This window comes from Brucella sp. NBRC 113783, from assembly GCF_040372265.1.
GTDB classification, from domain to species: Bacteria; Pseudomonadota; Alphaproteobacteria; order Rhizobiales; family Rhizobiaceae; genus Brucella; species Brucella teleogrylli.
Window position 1 is genome coordinate 26,385 of record NZ_BAABRX010000017.1, and the last position, 22,463, is coordinate 48,847.

The following is a 22,463-nucleotide window of genomic DNA, read 5'->3' on the forward strand; positions in this document are numbered from 1 at the left end:
TAATTCACTGGTCGAAGAAGCGTAGCCCCTTATCCGTCAGGTTGAGAGATCGAACACTGCCGGGCGTGATCACCGGATACGAGATTTCCGCCAACTCATGGTCAAGCAAGATTCGAAGCCTGCGCCACGGCAAGTCCAGCTCCTCGCCGCGAGCAATTAAGGTCAGATCCTCAAGCGCCTCACGCTTCTGCTCTTCGGACAGCGGCCGGGCTGTGTACCAATCGGCGTTGCCTGTCATCTACTTACCCGCCCGTCGAAGCTGGATTGGGCCATCCTCATCCGTCAGGATCAGTGTTGAGCCTTTTAGCTGCAATGTCGTGTCGGTCTGAAATCCGCCAGACGTATCGGCCACACCGCAAGAAAGCCGCATGCGCCAACGGTTGCTCCCATCGGAAATGAGTGACTTAATCGAGCAACCTGTATCTGGCCCTAGATCGACCGACAGGGCTTTAAAATTGATTTCAAACTCATCATCTTCGCTGCGCCAGATACCGGACAGTCCTGAATCAGCACTGGCCGTAGCTGAGAAAGCTGTGAGGATCAGTATCGAAAGGGCAGCGCCAGCGGTCCACGTTGATCTGCTCATTCTCATTTCCTTTTTAAAACAGTCTGATCTTCAAAAGTTGAACACTCTATGCTCCGCGAGCTGCACTGCCTTATCGAGCCGTAGATCGTAGACCTCCATAATCCGCTGCATATTCTTATCGTCATAGGCTGCGGCTACCTCGCGCGAGGACTGTTCCGGCGATACAAAGACCGGATAATCCTCATGATCGAAGGTGTCGCAGACGACGATCATGTGTGTTGCCCCCTGCGCCAGTCCGCGCTCGAACCACCCTTCAATGTCTGTTTTTGTCGCTGCCATGGCGCTATCTTTTGCCTCCTGCGGCTCGTTTCGTCCTTTTCGATCCCTTCAATGCCTTATCTATCCATGTTCTCAACTTGGTGGCGCTCGCCAGAACGTCCTCTGGCACAGCACTCCCCTTCTCGGCCGCAATCTTCTGCGCGAACTCTATTTGCTTATCGCTCGGCCGTGCGTTCGCCAACGCCGCATCGATCCAAGCCTTGAGTTTAGGGGCCGTTGCCAGCGCCGCCTCGGGAACGGTGCTATCCTGATCGGCCGCCAGTTTCCGGGCAAATTCGATCTGCTTCTCAGACGGCCGCGCATTAACGAGCGCCCCATCGATCCATTCGCGTAGCTTTCTGCTGTGCGACAATGCCTCATCGGGGATGCTAATCCCCTGCTCCGCAGCGAGCTTCCGAGCAAGTTCGAGCTGCTTTTCTGATGGTGTGAGCGCAATAATCGGGCCGGGTTGCCCGTTATTGTCCTCGCAAAGGACCTCGCACCCATCACGATAGCCGGTACACCCGAAATACGACCGTCCTTTTTTGCTCCGCGCCAAACGTAAAGGCTTGCCGCAACGCGGGCATGGATAAGAGGGAGTATCTGCTTCGAGCTTCCCCAGCTCTCCGTCGAGGCGTGTATTCAGATCATGCACAACGGGCACATACTGGCTCTTGCCGTCAGCAATGAGATCCAGTTGGGTTTCCAGCTCCTTTGTGAAATCATACTCGGCAAAACCGAAACGGCCGACGAGCTGGCGCACGATAGCTCTTCCCGCCGGCGTCGGAGCGAGAAAGCGTTTCTCGACCTTCACATACCCCTTTCCACAAATGTTCTGGACGATAGCTGCGAACGTGGACGGCCGTCCGATCCCCATCGCTTCCAGCTTTTTGATCAGGCTTGTCTCTGTGTAGCGAGCCGGAGGTTTGGTGGCCTTCGGCACAACCTGGCCCCCGGTCGCTCTTACGCCCTGCCCGGCCTGCAGGACGGGCACCTTGCCCGACGAGGCCGCATTATCATCGTCTTCGTCATCGTCCTTGTCATCATCACTGGCAACGACCTTCCAGCCCGGCTTTACGAGAACCGCACTCTTTGCACGGAACTGGAAAGTCTCGGTGCCCTGACGCGCCGCGAGATCGAGCGTCACGCTGTTGTATTCCGCATCGGCGAGCTGTGAGGCAATCGCACGTCGCCATATGAGCCTATAGACTGCCTTCTCGTTATCGTTCTCGCCTGCGTCGAGAACTTCGGGATGTGTAGGCCGGATGGCTTCATGGGCCTCCTGCGCACCCTCCGGCAGCTTCCAGCGGCGTTTCTTTTCGGAGAGCGGCCATCCTCTTTGCTGCGCATAGGCCGCAATCAAGGCCATGCCATCATCCGAAAGGTTAGGATTATCGGTACGGTGATACGTTATATGGCCGTTCTCAAAGAGCTTTTGAGCGCAGGCCTGCGTGATGGCTGGCGGCAGCTTGAGGGTCGCCCCAGCGGCTTGCAAAAGGGCCGAAGTGGTGAAAGGCGCTCCCGGTGCCCTCATAGCTGGCTTCTGGTTTGAGGCAGAAACGGCGAAATCCCGGCAATTCGCCGCACGTTCAGCTAACCCTCTATCGAGGATATATTCGCTTTCCCCGGTCAGGAATGGTTTGGTTTGCCATTCGGCTGTCCATTCGCCATTGTCGAACTGGACCACGGCCGTGAAATGGTCCGTCACCTTGAAATTGTCGATCTCATCCTGCCGCTCGACAACGAGCCGTACGGCCGGAGACTGGCAGCGCCCGGCCGATAACGCCATGCCAGCGGCGTTGCTGATCGGATAGGAAACCCGGTAGCCAATCAGCCGGTCGGCTGCACGCCGTGCCTCTTGGGCATCGACAAGGCGCTTATCGATCTGGCGAGGAGACGACAGTGCGCCGCGAACGCCTGTCTCTGTGATTTCGTTGAAGGTCACACGCTTATAGCTGGTCAGACGCAGGTAATGGCGCAGGTGAGCGGAAATAGCTTCCCCTTCACGATCAGGGTCAGTCGCGAGATAGACCTCATGAGCCGAATCCGCCAAGCCCTTGAGCTTGCCAACCACGCTTTTCCCCCTATCGGAGAGCTGATATTCGAGCTTGTATGATCCCGGTTCTATTGCAATCTTGCCATTCGGCAGATCGGCTATATGGCCGACGCTAGCCTCAACAATCCAGCCGCCCCCTAATATCTGGCGGATTTTCGCAGCCTTCGTCGGGCTTTCAACAATCATGAGGTTGGCCAAAACGACCTCCGAGGATGGTGTTCAACAGAGAAGTTTGATATTGATTTGTCACTCTAAAATAATGTGTTTCTGATCGCAAGGAAGCTGGATAATGGCGCAAAATCAGAAGTCGGTGGGTTGGCTGGAAGTCGGAGTGGCGATGTTCTTCGTTCTCGCCATGCTGACGGTCATGTGGGTGGTGCTGCGCGCCCCTATTGGCTTTCTTTATCGCCATGCCCGGATCGCCGAGACGGGCGGCCTGTGGGGCTGGACCGCGTGGGGGCAATACTTCGCGGATGTTCTACCGCAGAACTATTCGGTGGAATCGATCTTCATCTCCTCAATCCCGTTCGGAGTTCTGTGCGCCGGTCTTATCATGGTGATCGGGCTGTTCATGCGCTACAAGGTCGAAAAGGACCACATCATCAGCCATATCCGGCCGGATAAGCCCATGGAATGGCGTGATCTGATGCTGCGCGTTGCTCCGCGCTATCCGCACAATGAGTTTTTCGTGCGTTTTCCGATGTATCGTTATTCAGCCTCAGACGGGCCTGCCTCCCAGCCGATGTCGGCGCTTGAGCTGCTCTACGCGGCGGGAGCTGTCAGCTTCGCCTCTGATACATCCAATGCAGATGCGGAAGAGACCAAGCCAGCCCAAAGGCGTCCTCTGAAAGAAGATGATACCGGTGAAATGCGCATCGATCTGGATAAGGTTCGAGCCGCATTGGAAGCGCCGTTCGGACCTCTCAACCCGTTTGTCGGCATCGCCGAGATGAAGAACGTCACCGATGTAACGAACGCGGTCAACGACCTGTCGTGGTATACGGCAACGATCCTCTATGCCGCTCTCGTGCGAGTGAACGCGCTCCACGATCCTGATGTCGAGCTTAAAGACGTGGTGGACCAGTCGGAGGAATATCTGCGGGATGTGTGGCGCTGCATCAATGCGGAGAAGCGCAAGCTGGGAGACCGACTGGTCATTGGACCCTACGACTACCCCGACCCTACAAAGAAAGAATCCCCGAAAAAGAAGTCGAAAAAGGGCGAGGCGTCTGCCGAGGCCTCGAAGCAAACCAAGGACACCATCCTGCTCAAAGACCATCTCGCAAAGGTAGGACCAACCTTCAAAACAACGCAGAAGGCGCGGGAGGAGCTGGTAAAGCTACTGGTCAATCCCGCAAAGGGACTCGATCCCAAGAAGCCGGTTAAGGTGCTGGAGCAAATCTGCAAGAGCCATGGATACGTTTTCGGGCTGCTGGCGTCATCGATGACAGATGGCAGAGATGGCATTACGCTTGAAGGTGCTCGCGCCTCCGGCGTCTTTGCACCGAACACCTTCCTATGGCTTCGGTTCGTTGATCGCCAACTCTGGCGCTTTCTGAATTATGTGGGGATGCAGACCCCCTGCCCGGAGGCCGCTGGCATGTACGATCACTGGCAGACCGAGCTTGCCTTGAAAGCGCCTCGCATGGAACCCGAGATCGCCGATACGACGATTACGGCTGTCGTCAATGAGGCGCGAAAACAGTCCCCGCGCTCGATGACGGCCCGCAATTTCGAGGAAATGCGCCAGCGGATCGAGACAAGTACGATTGAAGCAATGGAGCAGATGCAGGCGGCCTCGAAGGCGTGGAATGATGAAAGCATGCCGGTACCGTCCCTCGCCCCAAGAGAGCAATCTTGATGCGGTGATCTTCACACTTCCGTTTTCCACCCTGCCACCGGCTGGGCGAAGAGAAGCGAAGCAACCGCAGGCCGGAACGCGCTTACCCATAGCGCCGTAGTGCAGGCCGGAGGTTGTGGAAAACGGAACGGCAGAACTGCCGTTCGATGATCAACATCAGCAAACCCGCTAAATCCCCTTCGAGTAACGACAGGAAATGCAGCCTTGCCACCGCCCACCATCCAGACAAACAATGCTGGCGGCTATGCAGACCATCTCGGAGTATGGCTTTTAGCGCTGTTGGCTCTTTTTGTGCTGATGGCAGCCTTGCCGTATGTCATCCGCTTCTGCTCATATATATTCTGGCTATTCTCCCCCAGCGGGAGGGCACTAGCGGCCCGTCATGAGGCCGGTCATGCGCTCGTCGCCGTTTTGCTTGATCGAGACTTTACTGCGGCTCGTGTTAGTCTTTCTCGAAAATTCGGGGGCGCGTACGTTCGATTTCTCCCACCTACATGTGGCCCGCAAAACGATGTCGGCTACGTGAGGCGAACATTTATCAGCATAATCACTACTGACTTGGCCGGTGTGATCGCGGAACGAAGATGGAAGGATCGGGCGTCTATCCTTGCTAGATTTAGAACCCAAAAGGATTGGTTCGAAGCCGAACATTTAGCGTTTGTCTTTCAAGCAATCGAGCACAACCCTTTGATTCTGGATGAAATCATTTCGGCTCTGCAAAGCGATATGGCTAATCCCTCTTGGGAAGCTGCGATATTGGAAGCAGCGAATCTCCTTATTCGATCACCAAAAAAAGGGGTTGATCCGAAGTTGTTTTGCGAAATTGTGAAACGCAATACCTTGGAACTCCCGCAGATCAGTAAACATTTGGCAAATTCCGGTTCCATAGATAAGGCGAATAATTCAGCACTCGTCAAAGCGTCCTAACTTACTCAATCATCCCCTTACCTGCCGAAACTTCGACTACTGTCGGGCGTTTGGATGGGGAGGAAAAAGCCAATGGTACGCTCTCGTACAATCGAGCCATCGGCGCTGAAACCAATGGAAGCCGAAGCAGTCACGGAGCTGCCGAGAGGCCCACAATGGTTCTACGAGCCGAAGTATGACGGGTTCCGGTGCATCGCCTACGGGAACGGAAAAGGGGTCGATCTTCGATCCAAGGTACAAAAGCCCCTCGCCCGTTACTTTCCCGAGGTAGCCGCAGGCCTCGCCGATCTCGCAAGCCAGACATTTGTGCTCGATGGCGAGCTGGTGATTGCAGGAGAGCCATTCGAGACACTACAGCTACGGCTTCATCCGGCTGAATCTCGCATTGCAAAGCTTTCGCGCGAATATCCGGCCCGACTGATAGCGTTCGACCTCCTGATGCTCGACGGCCGCCCTTACATAGATCAGCCATTGGGAGAACGGCGAGAGGCCTTGGAAGCGTTCGCGAAGAACGTTGGACGGACATCATGGCTCACGATCTCCAAAGGCACACGGTCACTTCGCACCGCAGAAAGCTGGCTCGGCAAGCATGAGATCGAGGGGATCATGGCAAAAAGGCTGGATCTGACCTACAAGCCCGGCAAACGCGCGATGCGCAAGTTCAAGCTCTGGACGACAGTTGATTGTGTCGTCGGCGGCCTCTACTGGCAACGAGGATCACGCGCAGTCGATTCACTGCTACTCGGACTGTATGATGATGACGGACAGCTCAACTATGTTGGACATGCCCGCGTCGATCAGAAGGACAGCCGCGAGATGGGTGAGTTGCTACAGCCACTCATAGGCGGACAAGGATTTTCCGGCCGCTCGCCGGGAGGCAAGAACCGATGGACCGGCAAGGAGCAATCGGTTGTGCCGCTGCTGCCCAAGCTGGTGGCGGAAGTGAGCGCAGATCGCATCACAGGGCAGCATTTCCGGCATGGGGCGCGCATCTTGCGGTTCCGCGACGACAAGCGCCCACGCGACTGCACTATGGATCAACTACCAGAAACTTAGGTATCTCCAGCCAGCGCCTTCACAAGGCTGACAATTCGCCTGCGAAGGCTTTCATCCTTCACATGACAAAACGCCCGATTGAGAGCGATGCCTTCGGTGGAGCTGACAAACTCCATGAGCTGCCTTCTCTCGGTATCGACCTCGCCGCCCGGCTCTCCAACAGTATCCGACAAGTCGTCAAAGAAAAATGAGACAGGAACTTGCAGCAGATCGGCGATGGCTTGCAGGCGACTTGCGCCCACACGGTTCGTGCCTTTCTCGTACTTCTGTACCTGCTGGAATGTGATACCGAGACCTTCGGCAAGCGTTACCTGACTCATGCCGCGTAGCTGGCGCTGCATCCTGATCCGGCTTCCAACATGAATATCGGTCGGATTCGGTTTCTTGGCGGATGTCGGATGCAGGTACATGGTTACTCCTTCGGCAGCTAATATGATTCTCCCGGCTCTCGTGCTTATCCCATCGACCTCAGTCCAAAATAGGGGCGAAGAGCATGAGTAGTCCGACGAGCGCTAGGGGGCCTCCCGGAAAAGCCAGAACCTTGTTAAGTGCTTCATTAAGTCTTTCTCGGCGCTCGAAGTCCTTTTTTTCCTCGTATGAGTCGAAGATTAGAACTCCTGATGAATTAGTTCGTTCGAAACGCTCTCTATCAATACGATTGTGTTGACGGGTTGCCGTGACAATACCCCATCCCCATACTCCAATGATGATTACGCCAAGAAAGAACATGCTTCAAAACACCTAATACACCAACTCACTCCCCTGCCCTGCCATAAAGCGAGAGCAACTGTGCGGTGGCTGCATCGAACCGGGCTTGCATCTGCGCGGCCGAGGACGATGCCGCCCGGACGTCGAGAGCGCTTTGTCGAGCGATGTCGATCACGATTGAACGCAGCTCTTTATCCGCGTTGGCAACGCCGGACCCCTCGCCTGACAGATAATTGCCGAAGCCTCCTGCAAGCGACGCAGCAGGATCGCTATCGCCGGTACTGATCGGGGTTTCGGCGGGAGATGTTCCCGGCGTGCAGGAATTGGGAAGAGACTGCGAACGCCCGGTTCGAGCGGCGGCATTGCCGACCACTGGAACGCGCTCTTTCAGATACCGCTCCGGGTTCACATAGAACCACGTGTTCGGCGAAGCTGACGCGAGCGATTGCGACGTGGCATAGCCGTTTGGATCGCGCTTGCCGCCACCCACCGGGAAAGCGCAATCATTCGTATCCTGTCCCACGATGCACTTCGTCGATGTGACGGCGCTTTTTGGAACCTGAACCTCAAAATGAAGGTGCGGTTTTCCTGCTGCCCTCTTGTCGCCGATCTTGCCGATCTCTTCACCGGCCTTCACGTCACGAGATTCCGGCATCGAGCTAGAATGCAGGTACAGGGTTCGGAACTGGCTACCATCGACCCGGAGACCCATGCTGCCGACGCCGAGCTTGCCGTCATGCGCGGCATAGAGCGGCTGGCCCATAGAAGCGCCGCCCTGCGCGCCCTGCGGGTAGATATCCGCGCCACGGTGCCAACCGTTATTTCCGCCCGAGACACCCGGTCGATTGAACGCGCCATATTCCGAAAAGATCACCGGGCTTTGAACGGGCTGAGCCACCAAGCAGGAGCCACCGGTTGCGTTGCTGCCATCCGGGCTGCATTGTTGGTTGACCTGATTTTCCGCAACATAGGTTCCGGCGCAGGTGCCGTTTCCATCCACGGCGTCCGAGCCAGTACCGCGATTGGTGCAGTCGCCGCCACTTGTAAGCCAATAGCGCATACCGCCCGCACCTACGAGATGGGAGCCAGCTATCAGGCCAGCGCGCGTAACCTGCACGCCGCCAATGGTCTGGCCGATATATTGCTGCCAGTTGCCGAGATAGCCGAGGTTCTTTTCGCCATAGGACAGAAATGCATCATCCTGCGCCGTGGGGTTATTTAGGTAATCCTCAAGGGAATTGACGCCGTTCTTACCCGTCCAGCTCCCGTCCCGGTTCATATAGCCTGCATCAATCAATGCTGGCTTGCCCATCTGATAGGCCCCATAGAAGCCGTTACCGGTATTGGTCTGGTAATTGCCGGAACCTTCGGACATGCGGATGTTCCGCAGGAAATCCGCGCAGTTGGTCGCCGTCTGTTGCGCTTGGCGCGCAAGGGTGAAAGACGTGGACGCAAGCAGGCCAGCCGATGTAACGGCAATCAGGGCGGCCGTGCCTATGCCGTACCAGCGCGTTCTCATGGGAGCACGACCTTCTTGCCGCAAATCGTCAGTTCGTCGCCTTTGGTTTCGACCTTGTTGATTTCACCGCAGGCCTCGAACGGCTTGCCGCTGGCTTCCACACGATAACCGGATGAAAGCCGGTCAATGCGCCACGTGCAAGAATTGGGAACGCAGCTTGCTCCTCTGAGCGAGGACACGAGAAAAACCTTCCCGCTGATGGTGATCAGCCCGTAGGCGAAGCCATAGGAGCCGAACTCCTGTTTTGCCTCCTCGGCCCACTCGTCCACGAGGATATTCCCGATTGCGTTCTTGGGATCGCGCCACTCGTCCGGCTCATAGGTTTCAGTCAAGGTCAACGACTTGGCCCAAGCTGCACCGGTAAATACGGAGCTGCCGACCGCGACAGCGGCGGCAAGGGCTATGAACTTGCGCAATGCGGGCATGAATCGGCCTCCCCGTCACACGGCTTGGATATTCCGATCTTTGTGCCAGATGCACGAGAGAAAGACAATAATTTGTCACGCAAAAATACTGTGAAACCATCATGGAGTTTGATATGTCTCTCGAAACTGTTTCTCGAAACTGTTTCTCGAAATTGCTAGCGCATTGCAGCAGATCATACGGAAGCGATGGAAGGATCGAAAAACGCATGAAAGCCTTTCGAAAGTGGACCGGAGCCATGCTGTTCCTTCTGACGATTCATGGAGCCGTACATGCGCAGGAAACCAGATCGGGATCTGATCTGGTGGCTCCACCGCCCCCCGTGGTCCTGAAACCGGGAGGCGACGGGAACGTCTCTCAGTATGAATATGCGCCAGAGCAACAGCCAACATGGCAGTATGCCGCCCCCGGATCGGCTGAGGATGCGTGCTCAGCCGAGAACGCGCTTTTGCGGGATCAGGTGCGGGATTTACAGTCGCAAACCATGCAGTTGCAGGCCGAGATAGCCAACCTCAAAGCACGCAATCAGGCTTTGCAGAAAGCCGCCAGTGCGAACCAGTGAGATAGTCGATGACTGACCTTACCCAAATCATCATCAACATATTCTCGTTCAACTCCATCGTCTTCTCGATCATGATCCTTTCGATCACGCTCTTTGGGGTGATTGTCGGGGGTATGGGGTTGATCGAAGGTTATGCATACACCACCGGCAATTCACGGTTCTCCACCCGTCAGGCGAGCTTTTCCGGCGCGTTGATGAAGCTGGCCATCGGAAGTGCTGCTGCTGTTGGTGCGGTGATTTTCTATCAGATCGGTGGAACTTTCTCGCTGGGGCAGAATGAGACGACGAGAAACGTTCTCGACTATGCGCAGAATGGCTCGATCTCCGGCACCTATTGCCAGCAGTTTCATTATTCCGTGACCATTATCTGGATGTTGATCGGGACCGTTGCCTTGTTCAATGCAGCCCGTACTGCCTATAGGAAATCGAACGGTGAAATGATCACATGGGGCCAGCCGATCCTCTACCTGCTCGGCGGGATTATGTGCTATTTCGTCAACGATATCACGTCGATGGCCGCAAACACAATCGGGCTGCAAGTAGGCCTCGACAACCTCTGCAAAGCCTTCGGGATGGCCGGAGCCGGTTAAACCAGAGGGGACGCAAGCGCCCCCTCCCCTCGTCAGTCCACATGTAAGGGCTTCATCGGAACACCGTCATCACCTACGCCTGCGGCGTCCAGCAGGACCTCAATGGTGCGGTCATATGGAAGTCGCAAGTGCTGGGACAGCCGAACCATCCTGTTATAGTCGCGGATCGATAGACGGGCACTGAGCTGCTTGGAGGGGCCTTTAGCCTGAAACTTCTTGGCGACCTCCAGCGGCGTTTGCCGTATCGTATCATTCCTTTCCTCGGCCGCCTTCCGCAGTGCTCGTTCAGCGGCCGGGTCGTCGTCCACTGGCTGTGGCGCAAGCTGGGCGGCGGCTTCCAGCTTCTTGTTGATGTCGTCCATATCCTGCGGAACACGAGCGGATTTTTTCGCGGCTCCGAACCCAAATGTATTGCCGGTCATGCTGCCTGCTCCTTCTTACGCGCCTGAATCTCCATAACGGCCTCGATCATTTCAGCGGCGAGCAGATCGGCGTTGATAATTGCCTTATCGATGCCGTTGTATTCTTCGGGGTCCAATTCTGAGAGTGTCGTTCCCACCATCATTGCTTTGTAAGCCGAGCGCTCGTGGAGATGTGTCTTGAAGGCCGGAATGTCATTTTCCTCGACCTCATCACGAATCTTTCGCTCCACGCGGGTGACAAAATTCGGGGTCGTGCGCGCCCAAAGAACGCGGCGTTCGATTGGACGACCAAGGGTTTCTTCGTCGGTCGCAATGTAGGCAAATGCTGCTGCCGCAAGACGTGCATCTTCCGGGCTTGGCTGCATCGGGATGATAACCAGATCAGCCTTGCTGATGATGGGGGTGCGCATGTCCGAAGTAAAACCGGCCATGTCGATGAATACCCATGTCGAGCGTGCCGTTTCCTCGCGAATGAGACGATGAATATTGGCGCTGTTGGTTTCTTCCACGACACGGATAGCCGAATTGACGGCCTTCTCTCGCCAATTCGCAATCGTGCGCTGAGGGTCGGTATCAATAATTGAGACAGTTGCATTCCGGCGTGCGAGCGCATCGCCGAGCGTGATTAGCGCAGTGCTCTTCGCGGAACCACCTTTTGAATTGAAAGCTGCGATGATTGGCATGGCCATCCCCTCTAAAAGTGCAAATATGTCGCCTTATACCATCGCAAGCTCGCACATGCAAGCGCCTGCCTGCACTATCCATCACATGCCTGTAACTGCATTTGTATGCCTTCCCATGCTTTCAATAGCATTCGCTAGCTATCACATGCAGTTGTTAGCTATCGTATGCATGCGCTGTGTATCTCTGGATGTCATTTGCTAGCGTTTGCTAGCACGCTGAAGGCGCATCGAATCGACCGCCATAGATGCCCGCTGACAGCAAAGAAAAGCCTCGGATGAGGAATTGATCATCCGAGGCGTAAATCGGCTCTCTACGGCCTCCTATGGCCGTTTTAGCATTTTACCGTTTCTTTCTGTTCCGGTGCTTCTCCCAAACCCGGCTTTCAGAAATGATCTCAGATCGAGCCTGCTTCACCTTTTCAGTCCAGAGCATGTAATCCTCCGGAAGGCCGAAAAGGCGACGGTAATCGGCGGCCGTGATCCCATAGTGACGCAAGCTGCGGGTCATGACCTGAAAGCGACCACCGTCCAGCATCGAGACAACATAATCCTCGGTGCTCGCATTCTCGACGGAAACAAGCGGCTTCATGCGCGGCTTAGTCTCCATGCCATCCATCTGCTTCAACAGGCCTTCAAACTCCATGAGCATATAGCCCATGTGAGATAGAAGCGCCTGATATTCCGGTAAGACCAATGGAGTGTCGGGAGGGGAGGGGAGTTCGTTAGATTCTCGCGCAGCAATACGGCTCTCATGCTGTTCCAACTTGGCGACGAGCGCCTGATCGGCTTGAATGAGATTTGCGAACACAGACAGATCTTCCCTCAGAGCGAGCAGAGCATCCGCCATCCTCTGGCGAGTGCGCTGCTCAGCTCTCCTATCGCTTCCGGGCTTCGGACGAGTTTTTCGCTTAGAGCTGACGGTCTCCCCGGCAGCCATCTTCTCGGCACGCTTAGCTTCCGCTTTCTGCGAACGCTTAACGCGGGCACGCTCCTTGCGCTCTTTAACCTTCATGCCGAAGGAAGCCACACGAGCACGGCTCGTATCATTTGAGTCAGCGGACAAGTTATGCCCCATCTGGCCGGTAAGCGTCATTGGTGTTGCAGTCATCGGCTCGGTTAATTTCATCGAGTGCGGGTCCTTCTCTCGCACCCAAACAGGTACAGGTGTAATTTTGTTGCATGATGCGGCTCTCCATCCCCTTGGGGTTGTTTGTTATCGTTGTTCATTGCTTGAAAATAAGCTCCGCAGCTCATCTCTCACGAAATCTCCCAATGGAGCCACGGTCTCATAGAAGCGGCCAGTAACAGCCTGCCACGCCCGATAGCGCATGGCGAAAACGGTCATGAACAAGGGGGCCGAAAGGAGAAGGCCGCCGATGAACATCATGACCGACCCACGAAAGGCGCTGTAAAGCGCTGCGGCGGATACCAGAACGCAGGCGATCACAAACATCATGGTTGCCTGCCGGAGGAAATAATCACGCCTTTTCTCGGGCGAGTAGTGCAGGGTAGGCGCGTTCGCCTGCGCCAATGTGTTCAGAGTAATCACCGTCCCGCATTCAGGATGCGAACAACGGCGGCTCATAGGATCGTCAGCTACGGGTAACAGAACGCCGTCCCTGCCATGGAGCTGGCAATCGGGGCAGGCGGGGCGATCCGTTTTGAAAGCTTCGAGCGCCAGCTTGAGCGAATCAACGTGCTGGCGCTTTACCGGATTATTTGGTGCGAGAAAGCGGGCAAAACGATAAGTCCTGCGACCGGCGCGACGAATCCAGCCGTCCTTAGTTACATAGATTTCATCGGCCTCGTCGGCTTTTTCCGCGCGTTTGCGCCGGAGAGGATTCCACATTGTCATCTCGCCAGCTTATGAATGTGAAAGCGCACTATTGCAGAACAATCAATTCACTCCAAGTGTCGAGGCGGGAACCATCTAAAATTTCCTCGGGAGGAATGGTCCAATTAGCCGTCTCACCCGCATTGGAGATCGTGAGATTCAAGCCATTCGCGCTGAGAGAGAGCGTATTCCGGTCCCCGAGCGCATTGACGAACTCCGTCGAAACTGAGGGATCGTCAGGCTGTACATCGAATGTCAGCCCTTCGGTGCTTATAGCCCCGGCCTGCCTGCCCCAAAGAGAGAATAGGGTCTTAACCGGCTGAGGTGCAAAGGAATCATTCACCAAGGATATCAACCGTGGTGGCAGTGGTTCCCATTCAAGAAGCGGGCTAACGGCCGCCATCGCGCTATCCCTTCGTGTCGCAAAAGTCATCTAAACCCCTTATAGCATAATACTTTTCTAAAGCGTTCACAAGGCATGCAATATTGCTATTGCATGCGCATGCTATCTATATCATGCGCATGATCACAACAGCGTGTGCAAGGCTATACAATCAATCGCTGTACGTGTAATGCTTTTGGGTGATATAAATAGCTTGCAAATTGAACGAACGACATAGAAAAGATAGCGACACGAAATGCGATTTAAGAGCACGTTGGGGTTGAATACGGCGTAAGTCGTAGCATTGGAGGGATGATGGCTCGACGGCCGAAAGCAACGGCGGACGAGACAAACGTTCGAGAGGGGTTTGAGAATTTCACCCTGAGATTGCCTGTTGGGCAATCAGAGAGGATGACGCGATTTACAACCCGTCATCGACTATCCGTGGGTGAACTCTTCACGTTCGGACTGAACGTGGCGAATGTGAAGCCTGACGGATCAGATCGGCGTATGATCGACTACGCGCGGTTGAATAACGAGTTATCGAACGGGGAGGGGGGTGTAATCGCTCATTCAGGGCGCTTCACGCTCACCGAAGCAAATCGGATACGAACGTTCCGCACTCTACACAATCTGTCGATGCCGTATCTTCTCGTGTATCTGATGAACGAAATCGACATAGGCCCTGCTGGAGAAGGCCGTCTCTGGATCGATTTCGAGACGATGACGATCATTCAAAGAGGCACTGACGCGGAAGTGCGCCGCCTACGCAACGGTTAGGCTGTGCGCACCATGCGAGCCTCAAAAGCTGCACGCCTAACGCTCTTGGGCGCATCCAGCTTCGGCAGCATGGACTGTGACGGCATATAGATCAGACCCGCATCCTCAATCACGTTATTCGACCGCATCCGACCGGCGAACTGGATAAGACCGGCTCGACCATGCTGGGCGAGATCGTCACGGATCAAGAGCAGGATTTTGCGGACGGTTGAACCTTTCAGTTTGGCGGTAGCGAATACTTCCCCTTCACCGTCAATCGCAATTGCGATTTCTACGTCAGGCTGGGGCCTGTCCGCCCTGACGATTTCGATACCATCGAGGACATCGGCCGGGCATGTGAACCGGATTGGCATTGTGTTGAGCTTAACGATACGCCGACCCTCGACGTTCTCCGCTCCCATGTTCTTGTGGACTACCATTCGGTTATCCTGCTCAACGATCAAATTGCCTTTCATCATAACCCTCACTTTCGAAGGCTGTAAGATGGTCTGGACTCGTCAGTCTTATCAATCTTTCCGGCCTCAATAAGATCGGCCATAGCGTCTCGAACCCGTTGCCCTGCCCGCTTGCGGTCAATGCCGAAAAGCTCCGCAAATGTCTCAGCAAAAACAGCCGATCTTGCTGCCCCGCCGTCCGACAAGAGATGCACAATCATATCCGCATCACGCCTGCGTTGGGAATTGGGATTCTTCCCGTCACGATAATCACCTTTAACACGCTCAAAAATTGCTTTCGCCTTTTCAAGCTCATGCGCTTCGCCGGTGTGCTTTACCGATTTTGCTGCCATTCTTTCCTGCCATACCAATGTTAAAAACACATGATGGCGAGCATACAAATCGCTGCATAGAATGGCAATGAGAAATGCTCCTATATGCGGCGATTAGGAGGTATTTGGCCCCCCATTATATCGCCCATTCTTGATTCCATTCAGCGGCCTTGGACTATCAATATTCCCCGACTTAGACGGCGCTGGGGCTACCATTTTTCCGTGACTGCTCTCAGCCTTTGATGCACCAAGCTCAAGCTTAAATGCGGCAGCTTTTGCGAGCGCTGATGCGAGCTTCATAACCGATTTTGGAGAGACAGCAGCAACGCTTTCACTACTGGGCTTAACAGGCAATGAGCCTCTGGCTTTACTCCTATTGCCGTATGCGACATGCGCAGTGGTCGCAGCCCTATGGCCCATCGCTCCGGCAACCTCGCCACGGGCATAATCAAGCGTTTTCTTTGCGTCGGCAGAAAACTGATGTCTCGCCTCATAAATACGAGTTCGAGACTGACCCTTGGTGATCGATCCAGCGGCCTTCAATTGTTTCTTTGCGTTATTGAAAGCGCGCCTGATATTCCCCCCGATCCGCTCCCAATCCGCGCCCATTAGATCGTTCAAGAGGCGGCGAATTGACTGAATCTGCTCCTGCGTCAAAATCTCCCAATTTATAATCAATTCGCGGTAAGGACCGTTGCCCGAAATTCCCGGTCGATACTTAGCGTTTTGAACGCGCAGAACATCCCCGTGAAGTTCTGCGCGCGCCCATTCGCACGGCCTTAATCCTACTATTGGACCCGCAATCAGCATGTCCGCAGCGATGCGTTTATTGCGCCCTTTTGGCGTGTTTCTTAACGCATCAACTAGACGCTTGGCCAGCGGTTGCGGCAGCTTCTTTGGAGGTCGTTTTGTTTTCAGTGGTGTGGGCTTGGTAGCGGCGAATAATCGAGTGAATAGCTCTGCTTCCTCGGAGCCATGATGCACGCCAATCCACCACTTGATTGCCGCGCGTAGGAAACGCCAACTCGACGCTGATAATTGACGACCACTGGCTGTCAAGACGCGGACGTATTCCGTCGCACTCGGAGAAACATTTTCCTCCGCTAGAACCCGGTCAAAACGCAGGCCAGCACGACGGTATGCGCGTTCTGTCCTAACTGCGAGTTCCATTCTATCCCCTACGTTTACGTATCGATGCAATAATGCACATATCATCCACAAGGCGGTTAATGCAAGCGCTGTTCGTTCATTGCGCGTGCAATATCATTATTGCATGTGGCTTTTTCGCGCTTTTCATTTTGAAAAATTGTGTGCATAACAATGTGTAATGCAGCTCATGGAGAGGTTTGAGAAATGCGATTTTCAGCAGCTATCGCTTTACTGGCGCTGGCACTTGCCGGATGCCAGACCACCGGGCAAACCAGCACAGATTCGTTCGTGAAGAAGACACTGGAAGAGAACCGCACGACACTTTCGGTTCCCAAGGTCGCCCCTCCCTCCGAAGAATACCCGCCTGCACCGGCAGACACCGCCAATTCCTGATGGGGCAGCTACATGGCTGACCGTCTGGTAACGGTCGCGGTCGATATCGGTTCACTCAGCACAAAGGCGATGGTAAGTGGAAAAGGTCACGCGCGGCGTGTCACGTTTCCAACCCGAATATCGCTGGGTGAGAGAGCACATAGCAGCGGCAGCGAATTGCCCTGTTATGTGGTTATCGGTGACGATATCGCCCGCGTCGGAGATCGATCAGAATATCGCGGTTTTGTGACGGGCGAGCTTGCCGGGGCATTGTCACCGCAGGAGAAGTTAGGCGCACTTCTATCCGCCGCCTTTTCCAAACTAGGCGAGCCTCAATGCGACGTTCTGATGGTGAATGTTTCAGAGCCAACGCTTACCCCATTTGCCGACAGCGTGCGGTATGCTCTTGAGACAGCCCGACCTCGTGCTAGCAACGTGATAAGCGCTGGCCGTATTGGGGTAATGGGGTCTGCAACAGCGCTTGCAGCGGATGTCCTTTTGGATATGCGTGGGGAGCCTGACGACAAATCGGTGCCCCCCGACGGTTTTCTGGCGTGTGTCGATTGTGGGGCGCGTGAATGGCGATATGCGCGTCTGAACTTATCAAAAGGATATCCTCTGCCAGAGGCTTCCGTCGCAGCAGATTTTTATGTCGAGCGCGCAGCCATCAGTGCCATTGAGGAACAGTTTGAAGAACCGGTAGTGGGCGTTTCGGAGACGATGGGATCACGTACCACCTTAGTCAGTGGAATCGAGCGTGACGTGACTGGTCTCATTGATGCCGCCCGCCATAAGGCATGGCGAGAGTTCGGGGCTTCATTCGTACAAAAAGCGCTCGGCGAGGAATGCAAACGTATCTATGCCGGAGGCGGACATGCGACGGCGCTTTCGACAGGAATGATTTCTAAGAAACACATTGATACGCGCGTTGCGAAACAATGTGAAATGAGTATAGTGCGAGGACTTCTCAAAAGCGGGAATCGTTGGGGCAGAGTAGTGGACTGATGGCGGCCGAGCAGGACAGCGAACCAATCGTGGTGACGATCTCTCCGGGTTATCTCGGTGAAACACTCCACGATTATGTCATGGGGCTTCCGCCTCTGCTGAGAGGCACAGAGATCGCGCGGCTGGCATTCGCCGGGTACAAGCGAGAGCATGCAAACGCACAGCGCCGTAAGAAGCCGAGCTTCGTCGCCGGTTCGGCGGTTATCGAGATGGTCGGAAGGAAGATTAAATGGGTCGGTTAGGCATTGTGATGGCGCTGGCGGCGAGCATTTCGGCGACGGCCTTGTCAGCAGCCAGAGCACAAGAAGAACAGTCGCCGGTTCGGCAGAACGTCTACTCCAACGTGCCGAATGCCGGAGCTGCGGCTTATCCCGCATATCCCGCTTATCCTACCTATCCGCCCGTCTACCCCGGATACCCGCCGATGGGCTATCCGCCCGTCTATCCCGGTTATCCTCCGATGGGCTACCCACCGGGCTATCCGCAGATGGATCAGGGGCCAACTGCACTTGGTCCCGGCATGCCGGGTCAAAGTGTTGTTCGCGATCCTTCTACCGGAGAAATGATCACCGCAGGGCAGGGGGCAGACAAACGGATCGAGGTTGATCCGGCGGTCAATCTTCGCGGTCAAACGCCGACATGGCGAGGGCCGCAGGTGCCTCCCGGTTCCGGTCTGGCGGGCCAAGGTCCAGCGCGTGACGAACTGGTGGAAAGGACGGCACGCACGGCCGGAATAAGGGATGGCTATGCGCAGGAAGCCGAGCGGATCAATGCGGCGCTCCTAAAACAGAGTGCATGGCTCGATAGCACGTATCCATTCGCACAGCTTATGATCAACAAGTATGTTGTGCCGCCTGTGGTGGTACTTACCGGAGATCGCGTCGAGAGAAACGGGCCGAATGTTCTCGACCTTACGCTCGGTAGGTTCGAGATCTATTCGCAGGCCCGGCTTACTGCACAACCCCCATCATGGCGCACCTATCTGCATATGCAGTCCGATCCCTACAACGGCATCGCCCTGCGGCCCCGCACTGAAAAGGATCAGAAGGTGTGGGACGGCTCTTACAAGAGCGGTCAGGCTGTTGGGATCAAGGAGGCGCGGGCTTATTTCGAGGAAGCCGAGCGCCGCATGCGCCGCGATTTTGAAGGAATGGTGCGCTTTCACGATCTAGCTCGGAAAGGCGCAATATCCCTTCCACAGACTGTTATGAACGGTAAGGCGCTCGTTGTGAGCCGGGACGGTCAGGTCGCTTTGCGCGGCTTGAAGCGCATTCAGCTCACCGTGTCACCCCGTTTCAAAGCTGGAGCTGGCGCAGATGCCTTCCCGGTGGGTTCGGCTGATGTGACAGTTCGGGGACTGGCACAAGCACCCCGAGCAACCAAATCATCGACCAAATAGGGGACCGGACATGGACCAGTATAATCCTGACGTTTCTCCTCTGGGCCTGTGGACTGGTGCACGTGACTTGTCGCAGGCCTACCGGATGACGGAATCGTCAGAGGACATCATGCGGGTCCTCGCCTATGCGGCCAAAAAGGGCTGTCAGGATGTGATCTTCCAGACTGGTTTGCCCATCATGATGAACCTGCGCGGTTCTTACATCGCGCTGACAGAGTGGACTTACGACAACTCCGATTTCATTCGAGCCGCAAAGCAGATCACGGGCGGCGGCGGTGATATCGAAATTCGCCTTGCAGGAGGCCGCGCGTTCAACAGGCGCATTGATGTCCGCGACCGCAGTGATCGAGACGAATATGGTGAGCCGAAGGTCTATCGCTTTCGCGTGAACGTCTCGGCTTGCTCTTATGGTGCCGGACAAGGCGGTCAGATGGTCTGCCGATACATTCCGGCTAACCCTCCTACCGTATCCGATATCCAGCTCGAAGAAGATATTATTGCGGAATCGACGCCTGAGATGGGGGCGGTGATTCTGTCCGGCCCAACTGGATCAGGAAAGACGACGACATTCGCGGCTCTCCTGCGCCGGGTAATGGAGGAAGACACCGCGATTGAAGGCAACGTTGTGACGCTGGAAGAGCCGATTGAGTTCCTTTTCGACTCGATTTCGTCACATCGATGCGTGATTGCCCAATCTGAAATTCCAACGCATTTTGAAAGCTTCGAAAAAGGCATTCAAGAGGCTATGCGCCGCGTGCCTCGGCTAATCGTGATTGGCGAGCAGCGAGATTACCACACGATGGCAGCAGCACAGGAGGCGGCCAATACTGGCCATGCCGTCTATACGACCGTCCACTCAAACACTGCCGCGTTGTCGATTCAGCGTATCGTCGGAAAGTTTCCGCGCGAACAGCAGAGTCAGGCTTTCGAGATGGCAGTGGCGACGACGCACATGGTTGTCTCTCAGGTGCTCGTCCGCAACCGGTCAGGCGGGCGCGTCTGCATGCGCGAGTGGGTGATCTTGGACGACGAAATTCGTCAAGAGCTGATCAAGGTAGGCTTCCTCGGATCATCTGGATATCTGTCGGAACTGATGCGATCCCGCAAAAGCGGAAAGTCGATGCGCGACAGCGTGCGCGAACGTTTCAAAGCCGGTGAGATTGATGAAGACGTGGCGCAGAAGGTGTTGCGGCGCTATGGCGTACCGCGCACTGACAGGGTGCTCTCATGATCAGCCTCACGCGGCGAGCATTTGTGGTCGGCGGGATCGGCACTGTCACGGTGGGTAGCATGCCATCTATGATAGCAGCCAATCCGCTCCCGCAGACGAGTGAAGAGCAGAAACTCGCTGCTGAAAAAGTAAACCGACTGTCGCCCGAAAGTGGGACAGACCAGATCCCCGAAACCGAAGAGTCATCAGAGTTATCGGCCGATGACAAGCGGCTACACGAGGAAGCAAAGAAGGCTGCACGGGAAGCCTCCGACCCGAGAACTCACGGTTTCGGCACCCTCCAGCTCTACCGGCAGGCGACCGGCGAGAGCATGGCGGTGAAATATCGGACGGAGGAAGGCTATTATCGAGATGCCCTTGCCGAGCTGTCATGGTTCTGGCGAGACGTGGCCGATGCAGATCAAGCGGTATGGATTGATCCTGCGCTGCTTGATTTTGTGTCATCGGTGCAGTCGACGATGGCGACGATCCACGGCTCCATGCTGCCCTTTATCCTGACCAGTGGGTATCGGACGCCAGTGCACAATTCCAGCATAGAGGGAGCGGCGCGAAATTCGCAACATCTCTACGGCCGAGCCGGTGACTTCAAGGTGCCGGGCTATCCCGCGCGCTCCATCGGGATAGCTGGACTTGCTTTCAAAGGTGGTGGAGTGGGGTTCTATTCGACTTTCACCCATCTCGACGTAGGAGAGCTGCGCTGCTGGCCGCGCGGCTGCAACAACATGGTGGCGCACAATGGCTGATGAGATCGTTAGTTACACGAGTGACAATTGGCGGTTCACTGGTGAGCCGCTGAATGGGATTCTCGGTTTGCATGGTACGGTGATGTTGATCGGGCCGACATTCATACTGTTCGGGATGATCTGGCAGTTCACCAAAATCAATTTATGGATGTTCTTTATCGCCTTTTGGGTGATTTACATTCTGCTCGCGATATATGCGAAAATTACCGGGTTCACACCGCGAGATACGCTGATGCGGTTGATTATCAGGCTCGGATTTCGGGGGAGATACCGCGTCTGATGCAGGCCTTGTCTCGTGAAGAGTTCGCTTGCTCGAATTTGTCGAGGCTCGTGGTTGAAGAAACCATAGGGAGTATCCTTGCCGCGCGTCAGCCCCCGTCACGGCCGGAGGATGAACCGGTGCATCTGCAAGAAGAGATGTTCAAGCGGATGATGCAAGGAGTTCTCGATAAATGCGAACCGGAAGTGCAGAAGGCGTCTGCGCTGGCGACCACGAGGCCGCCTTTCGGTAACACGTGCTCTGCCGTCTGGTGCAGTCCTGAATTTGCGCTACCGATCTTTATAGGCTTGGCGGCGGACGCGGCGCAGCAGCTCGGTGCCAATGGCCCGTCAAAGACGCTTTTCCGTTTCGAGATCGGTCTACAGCGGGGAGCACTCTTTGGAGTGGTTTTCCGTAAGGCTTCCTTCTTCGCAGCTTCCCGTGAACGGGATGCCGTGGCGCTCGCCTTCGCGCAGATTCTGGCCCACTCAGTTCGTTCGGCCTTAATGATGCCGGGAGAGGCTGCTCGCGGGCTGCGGTACGCATTGTCGCTTGCTGGTCGCCTTCCTTAACGTCAGTTCATCGGAAGGAACCGGCTCACTATGGAGTATCCACAGTAGGAGATTTTATATGCGAAGATTTAAAGCGGAATGGGTTGAAGCTCCACAGGTCACGAAGACTGAGAATAACCTATTTTCATCTAAAACAATAAAATTGCCTCAAGTTAATATGAGACTATTCCTCAATGCTATTGAAGATTGCTATGAGTCTGATTCAAAACTATCTCGTGTAATTTCATGCTCTTGCGATACGGCGTGTGAAGAGCTGGATTGATGCGATGAACAGCCAGGCGGTTGCTGAGGCGATGGTTTGTTCGAAGTCCTTGGCGAGA

Annotated in this window: 28 protein-coding genes and 1 pseudogene; 13 read left to right on the top strand and 16 right to left on the bottom strand. The window is 55.3% G+C overall.

What is annotated here, in order from left to right:
* Positions 1 to 4: 4 nt before the first annotated feature.
* From ABWW11_RS24325 to ABWW11_RS24340, 4 genes are read right to left on the bottom strand one after another with little or no spacing between them, the layout of a single operon-like run.
* Positions 5 to 238 (bottom strand): hypothetical protein, encoded by a 234-nt coding sequence (locus ABWW11_RS24325; RefSeq protein ID WP_256886263.1) that lies wholly within the window; start codon positions 236 to 238, stop codon positions 5 to 7.
* The gene (locus ABWW11_RS24330) at positions 239 to 586 is read right to left on the bottom strand and encodes a hypothetical protein (protein ID WP_256886264.1); all 348 of its coding nucleotides are present in this window, start codon (positions 584 to 586) and stop codon (positions 239 to 241) included.
* A 30-nt stretch (positions 587 to 616) separates the two neighbouring features.
* Positions 617 to 865, bottom strand: a complete 249-nt coding sequence (locus ABWW11_RS24335; protein ID WP_256886265.1) for a hypothetical protein — start codon at positions 863 to 865, stop codon at positions 617 to 619.
* A gap of 4 nt (positions 866 to 869) precedes the next feature.
* A complete protein-coding gene (locus tag ABWW11_RS24340) occupies positions 870 to 3,098 on the bottom strand; it encodes a type IA DNA topoisomerase (protein WP_319081314.1) in 2,229 nt (742 codons plus the stop codon).
* Between the two features lie 91 nt (positions 3,099 to 3,189).
* On the opposite strand from ABWW11_RS24340, the gene ABWW11_RS24345 reads away from it, so the two are divergent.
* The 3 genes from ABWW11_RS24345 (at position 3,190) to ABWW11_RS24355 (ending at position 6,744) form a co-directional block, all read left to right on the top strand.
* The gene (locus tag ABWW11_RS24345) at positions 3,190 to 4,761 is read left to right on the top strand and encodes a secretion/conjugation apparatus DotM-related subunit (RefSeq protein WP_256886267.1); all 1,572 of its coding nucleotides are present in this window, start codon (positions 3,190 to 3,192) and stop codon (positions 4,759 to 4,761) included.
* Positions 4,762 to 4,965: 204 nt separating this feature from the next.
* A complete protein-coding gene (locus ABWW11_RS24350; protein WP_256886268.1) occupies positions 4,966 to 5,688 on the top strand; it encodes a hypothetical protein in 723 nt (240 codons plus the stop codon).
* Positions 5,689 to 5,760: 72 nt separating this feature from the next.
* A complete protein-coding gene (locus ABWW11_RS24355; protein WP_256886269.1) occupies positions 5,761 to 6,744 on the top strand; it encodes an ATP-dependent DNA ligase in 984 nt (327 codons plus the stop codon).
* On the opposite strand, the gene ABWW11_RS24360 is transcribed toward ABWW11_RS24355, so the two are convergent.
* From ABWW11_RS24360 to ABWW11_RS24370, 3 genes are all read right to left on the bottom strand, one after another.
* Positions 6,741 to 7,154 carry a helix-turn-helix domain-containing protein gene (locus ABWW11_RS24360; RefSeq protein WP_125271586.1) on the bottom strand — a complete coding sequence of 138 codons (414 nt, stop codon included), beginning with the start codon at positions 7,152 to 7,154 and terminating at the stop codon, positions 6,741 to 6,743. The genes ABWW11_RS24355 and ABWW11_RS24360 overlap by 4 nt on opposite strands.
* 344 nt (positions 7,155 to 7,498) lie before the next feature.
* The gene (locus ABWW11_RS24365; RefSeq protein ID WP_125271587.1) at positions 7,499 to 8,971 is read right to left on the bottom strand and encodes a M23 family metallopeptidase; all 1,473 of its coding nucleotides are present in this window, start codon (positions 8,969 to 8,971) and stop codon (positions 7,499 to 7,501) included.
* Positions 8,968 to 9,396, bottom strand: coding sequence for a hypothetical protein (locus tag ABWW11_RS24370; protein ID WP_125271588.1), 429 nt, complete (start codon positions 9,394 to 9,396; stop codon positions 8,968 to 8,970). Before ABWW11_RS24370 ends, ABWW11_RS24365 begins: the two co-directional genes overlap by 4 nt.
* Positions 9,397 to 9,509: 113 nt before the next feature.
* On the opposite strand from ABWW11_RS24370, the gene ABWW11_RS24375 reads away from it, so the two are divergent.
* Entirely contained in the window at positions 9,510 to 9,956 is a 447-nt protein-coding gene (locus ABWW11_RS24375) for a hypothetical protein (RefSeq protein WP_125271589.1), read from the top strand.
* An 8-nt stretch (positions 9,957 to 9,964) separates the two neighbouring features.
* Positions 9,965 to 10,546 (top strand): hypothetical protein, encoded by a 582-nt coding sequence (locus ABWW11_RS24380; RefSeq protein ID WP_125271590.1) that lies wholly within the window; start codon positions 9,965 to 9,967, stop codon positions 10,544 to 10,546.
* A 32-nt stretch (positions 10,547 to 10,578) separates the two neighbouring features.
* Here ABWW11_RS24380 and ABWW11_RS24385 read toward each other — a convergent pair whose 3' ends face one another.
* From ABWW11_RS24385 to ABWW11_RS24420, 8 genes are all read right to left on the bottom strand, one after another.
* A complete protein-coding gene (locus tag ABWW11_RS24385) occupies positions 10,579 to 10,968 on the bottom strand; it encodes a hypothetical protein (protein ID WP_125271591.1) in 390 nt (129 codons plus the stop codon).
* A complete protein-coding gene (locus ABWW11_RS24390) occupies positions 10,965 to 11,651 on the bottom strand; it encodes an AAA family ATPase (protein WP_172965737.1) in 687 nt (228 codons plus the stop codon). The genes ABWW11_RS24385 and ABWW11_RS24390 overlap by 4 nt, the downstream gene beginning before the upstream one ends.
* Before the next feature lie 340 nt (positions 11,652 to 11,991).
* Positions 11,992 to 12,777 (bottom strand): MucR family transcriptional regulator, encoded by a 786-nt coding sequence (locus ABWW11_RS24395; RefSeq protein WP_125271593.1) that lies wholly within the window; start codon positions 12,775 to 12,777, stop codon positions 11,992 to 11,994.
* Positions 12,778 to 12,864: 87 nt separating this feature from the next.
* Positions 12,865 to 13,500, bottom strand: a complete 636-nt coding sequence (locus ABWW11_RS24400) for a hypothetical protein (RefSeq protein ID WP_125271594.1) — start codon at positions 13,498 to 13,500, stop codon at positions 12,865 to 12,867.
* 34 nt (positions 13,501 to 13,534) lie between these two features.
* A complete protein-coding gene (locus tag ABWW11_RS24405; protein WP_125271595.1) occupies positions 13,535 to 13,888 on the bottom strand; it encodes a hypothetical protein in 354 nt (117 codons plus the stop codon).
* Between the two features lie 755 nt (positions 13,889 to 14,643).
* Complete coding sequence (locus ABWW11_RS24410) at positions 14,644 to 15,066, bottom strand: hypothetical protein (protein WP_125271597.1); 423 nt, start codon at positions 15,064 to 15,066, stop codon at positions 14,644 to 14,646.
* A 44-nt stretch (positions 15,067 to 15,110) separates the two neighbouring features.
* The gene (locus ABWW11_RS24415; RefSeq protein WP_125271598.1) at positions 15,111 to 15,434 is read right to left on the bottom strand and encodes a hypothetical protein; all 324 of its coding nucleotides are present in this window, start codon (positions 15,432 to 15,434) and stop codon (positions 15,111 to 15,113) included.
* 93 nt (positions 15,435 to 15,527) lie between these two features.
* The gene (locus tag ABWW11_RS24420) at positions 15,528 to 16,583 is read right to left on the bottom strand and encodes a hypothetical protein (protein ID WP_125271599.1); all 1,056 of its coding nucleotides are present in this window, start codon (positions 16,581 to 16,583) and stop codon (positions 15,528 to 15,530) included.
* Between the two features lie 183 nt (positions 16,584 to 16,766).
* Between ABWW11_RS24420 and ABWW11_RS24425 the strand changes: the two genes are divergently transcribed.
* From ABWW11_RS24425 to ABWW11_RS24460, 8 genes are read left to right on the top strand one after another with little or no spacing between them, the layout of a single operon-like run.
* The gene (locus ABWW11_RS24425) at positions 16,767 to 16,955 is read left to right on the top strand and encodes a hypothetical protein (RefSeq protein ID WP_125271600.1); all 189 of its coding nucleotides are present in this window, start codon (positions 16,767 to 16,769) and stop codon (positions 16,953 to 16,955) included.
* Between the two features lie 12 nt (positions 16,956 to 16,967).
* The gene (locus tag ABWW11_RS24430) at positions 16,968 to 17,939 is read left to right on the top strand and encodes an acetate and sugar kinases/Hsc70/actin family protein (protein WP_125271601.1); all 972 of its coding nucleotides are present in this window, start codon (positions 16,968 to 16,970) and stop codon (positions 17,937 to 17,939) included.
* The gene (locus ABWW11_RS24435; RefSeq protein ID WP_125271602.1) at positions 17,939 to 18,181 is read left to right on the top strand and encodes a hypothetical protein; all 243 of its coding nucleotides are present in this window, start codon (positions 17,939 to 17,941) and stop codon (positions 18,179 to 18,181) included. Before ABWW11_RS24430 ends, ABWW11_RS24435 begins: the two co-directional genes overlap by 1 nt.
* A complete protein-coding gene (locus ABWW11_RS24440) occupies positions 18,169 to 19,338 on the top strand; it encodes a type IV secretory system conjugative DNA transfer family protein (protein ID WP_172965738.1) in 1,170 nt (389 codons plus the stop codon). Before ABWW11_RS24435 ends, ABWW11_RS24440 begins: the two co-directional genes overlap by 13 nt.
* Positions 19,339 to 19,348: 10 nt before the next feature.
* On the top strand, positions 19,349 to 20,569 hold the full coding sequence (locus tag ABWW11_RS24445) for a type IV pilus twitching motility protein PilT (RefSeq protein ID WP_125271603.1): 1,221 nt from the start codon (positions 19,349 to 19,351) through the stop codon (positions 20,567 to 20,569).
* On the top strand, positions 20,566 to 21,312 hold the full coding sequence (locus ABWW11_RS24450; RefSeq protein WP_125271604.1) for a YcbK family protein: 747 nt from the start codon (positions 20,566 to 20,568) through the stop codon (positions 21,310 to 21,312). Before ABWW11_RS24445 ends, ABWW11_RS24450 begins: the two co-directional genes overlap by 4 nt.
* Positions 21,305 to 21,592 carry a hypothetical protein gene (locus ABWW11_RS24455; protein ID WP_125271605.1) on the top strand — a complete coding sequence of 96 codons (288 nt, stop codon included), beginning with the start codon at positions 21,305 to 21,307 and terminating at the stop codon, positions 21,590 to 21,592. Before ABWW11_RS24450 ends, ABWW11_RS24455 begins: the two co-directional genes overlap by 8 nt.
* Positions 21,592 to 22,143, top strand: coding sequence for a hypothetical protein (locus tag ABWW11_RS24460; RefSeq protein WP_125271606.1), 552 nt, complete (start codon positions 21,592 to 21,594; stop codon positions 22,141 to 22,143). The genes ABWW11_RS24455 and ABWW11_RS24460 overlap by 1 nt, the downstream gene beginning before the upstream one ends.
* 223 nt (positions 22,144 to 22,366) lie before the next feature.
* Here the strand turns inward: ABWW11_RS24460 and ABWW11_RS24465 are convergent.
* A pseudogene (locus ABWW11_RS24465) lies at positions 22,367 to 22,463 on the bottom strand (IS5/IS1182 family transposase); the annotation flags it as partial.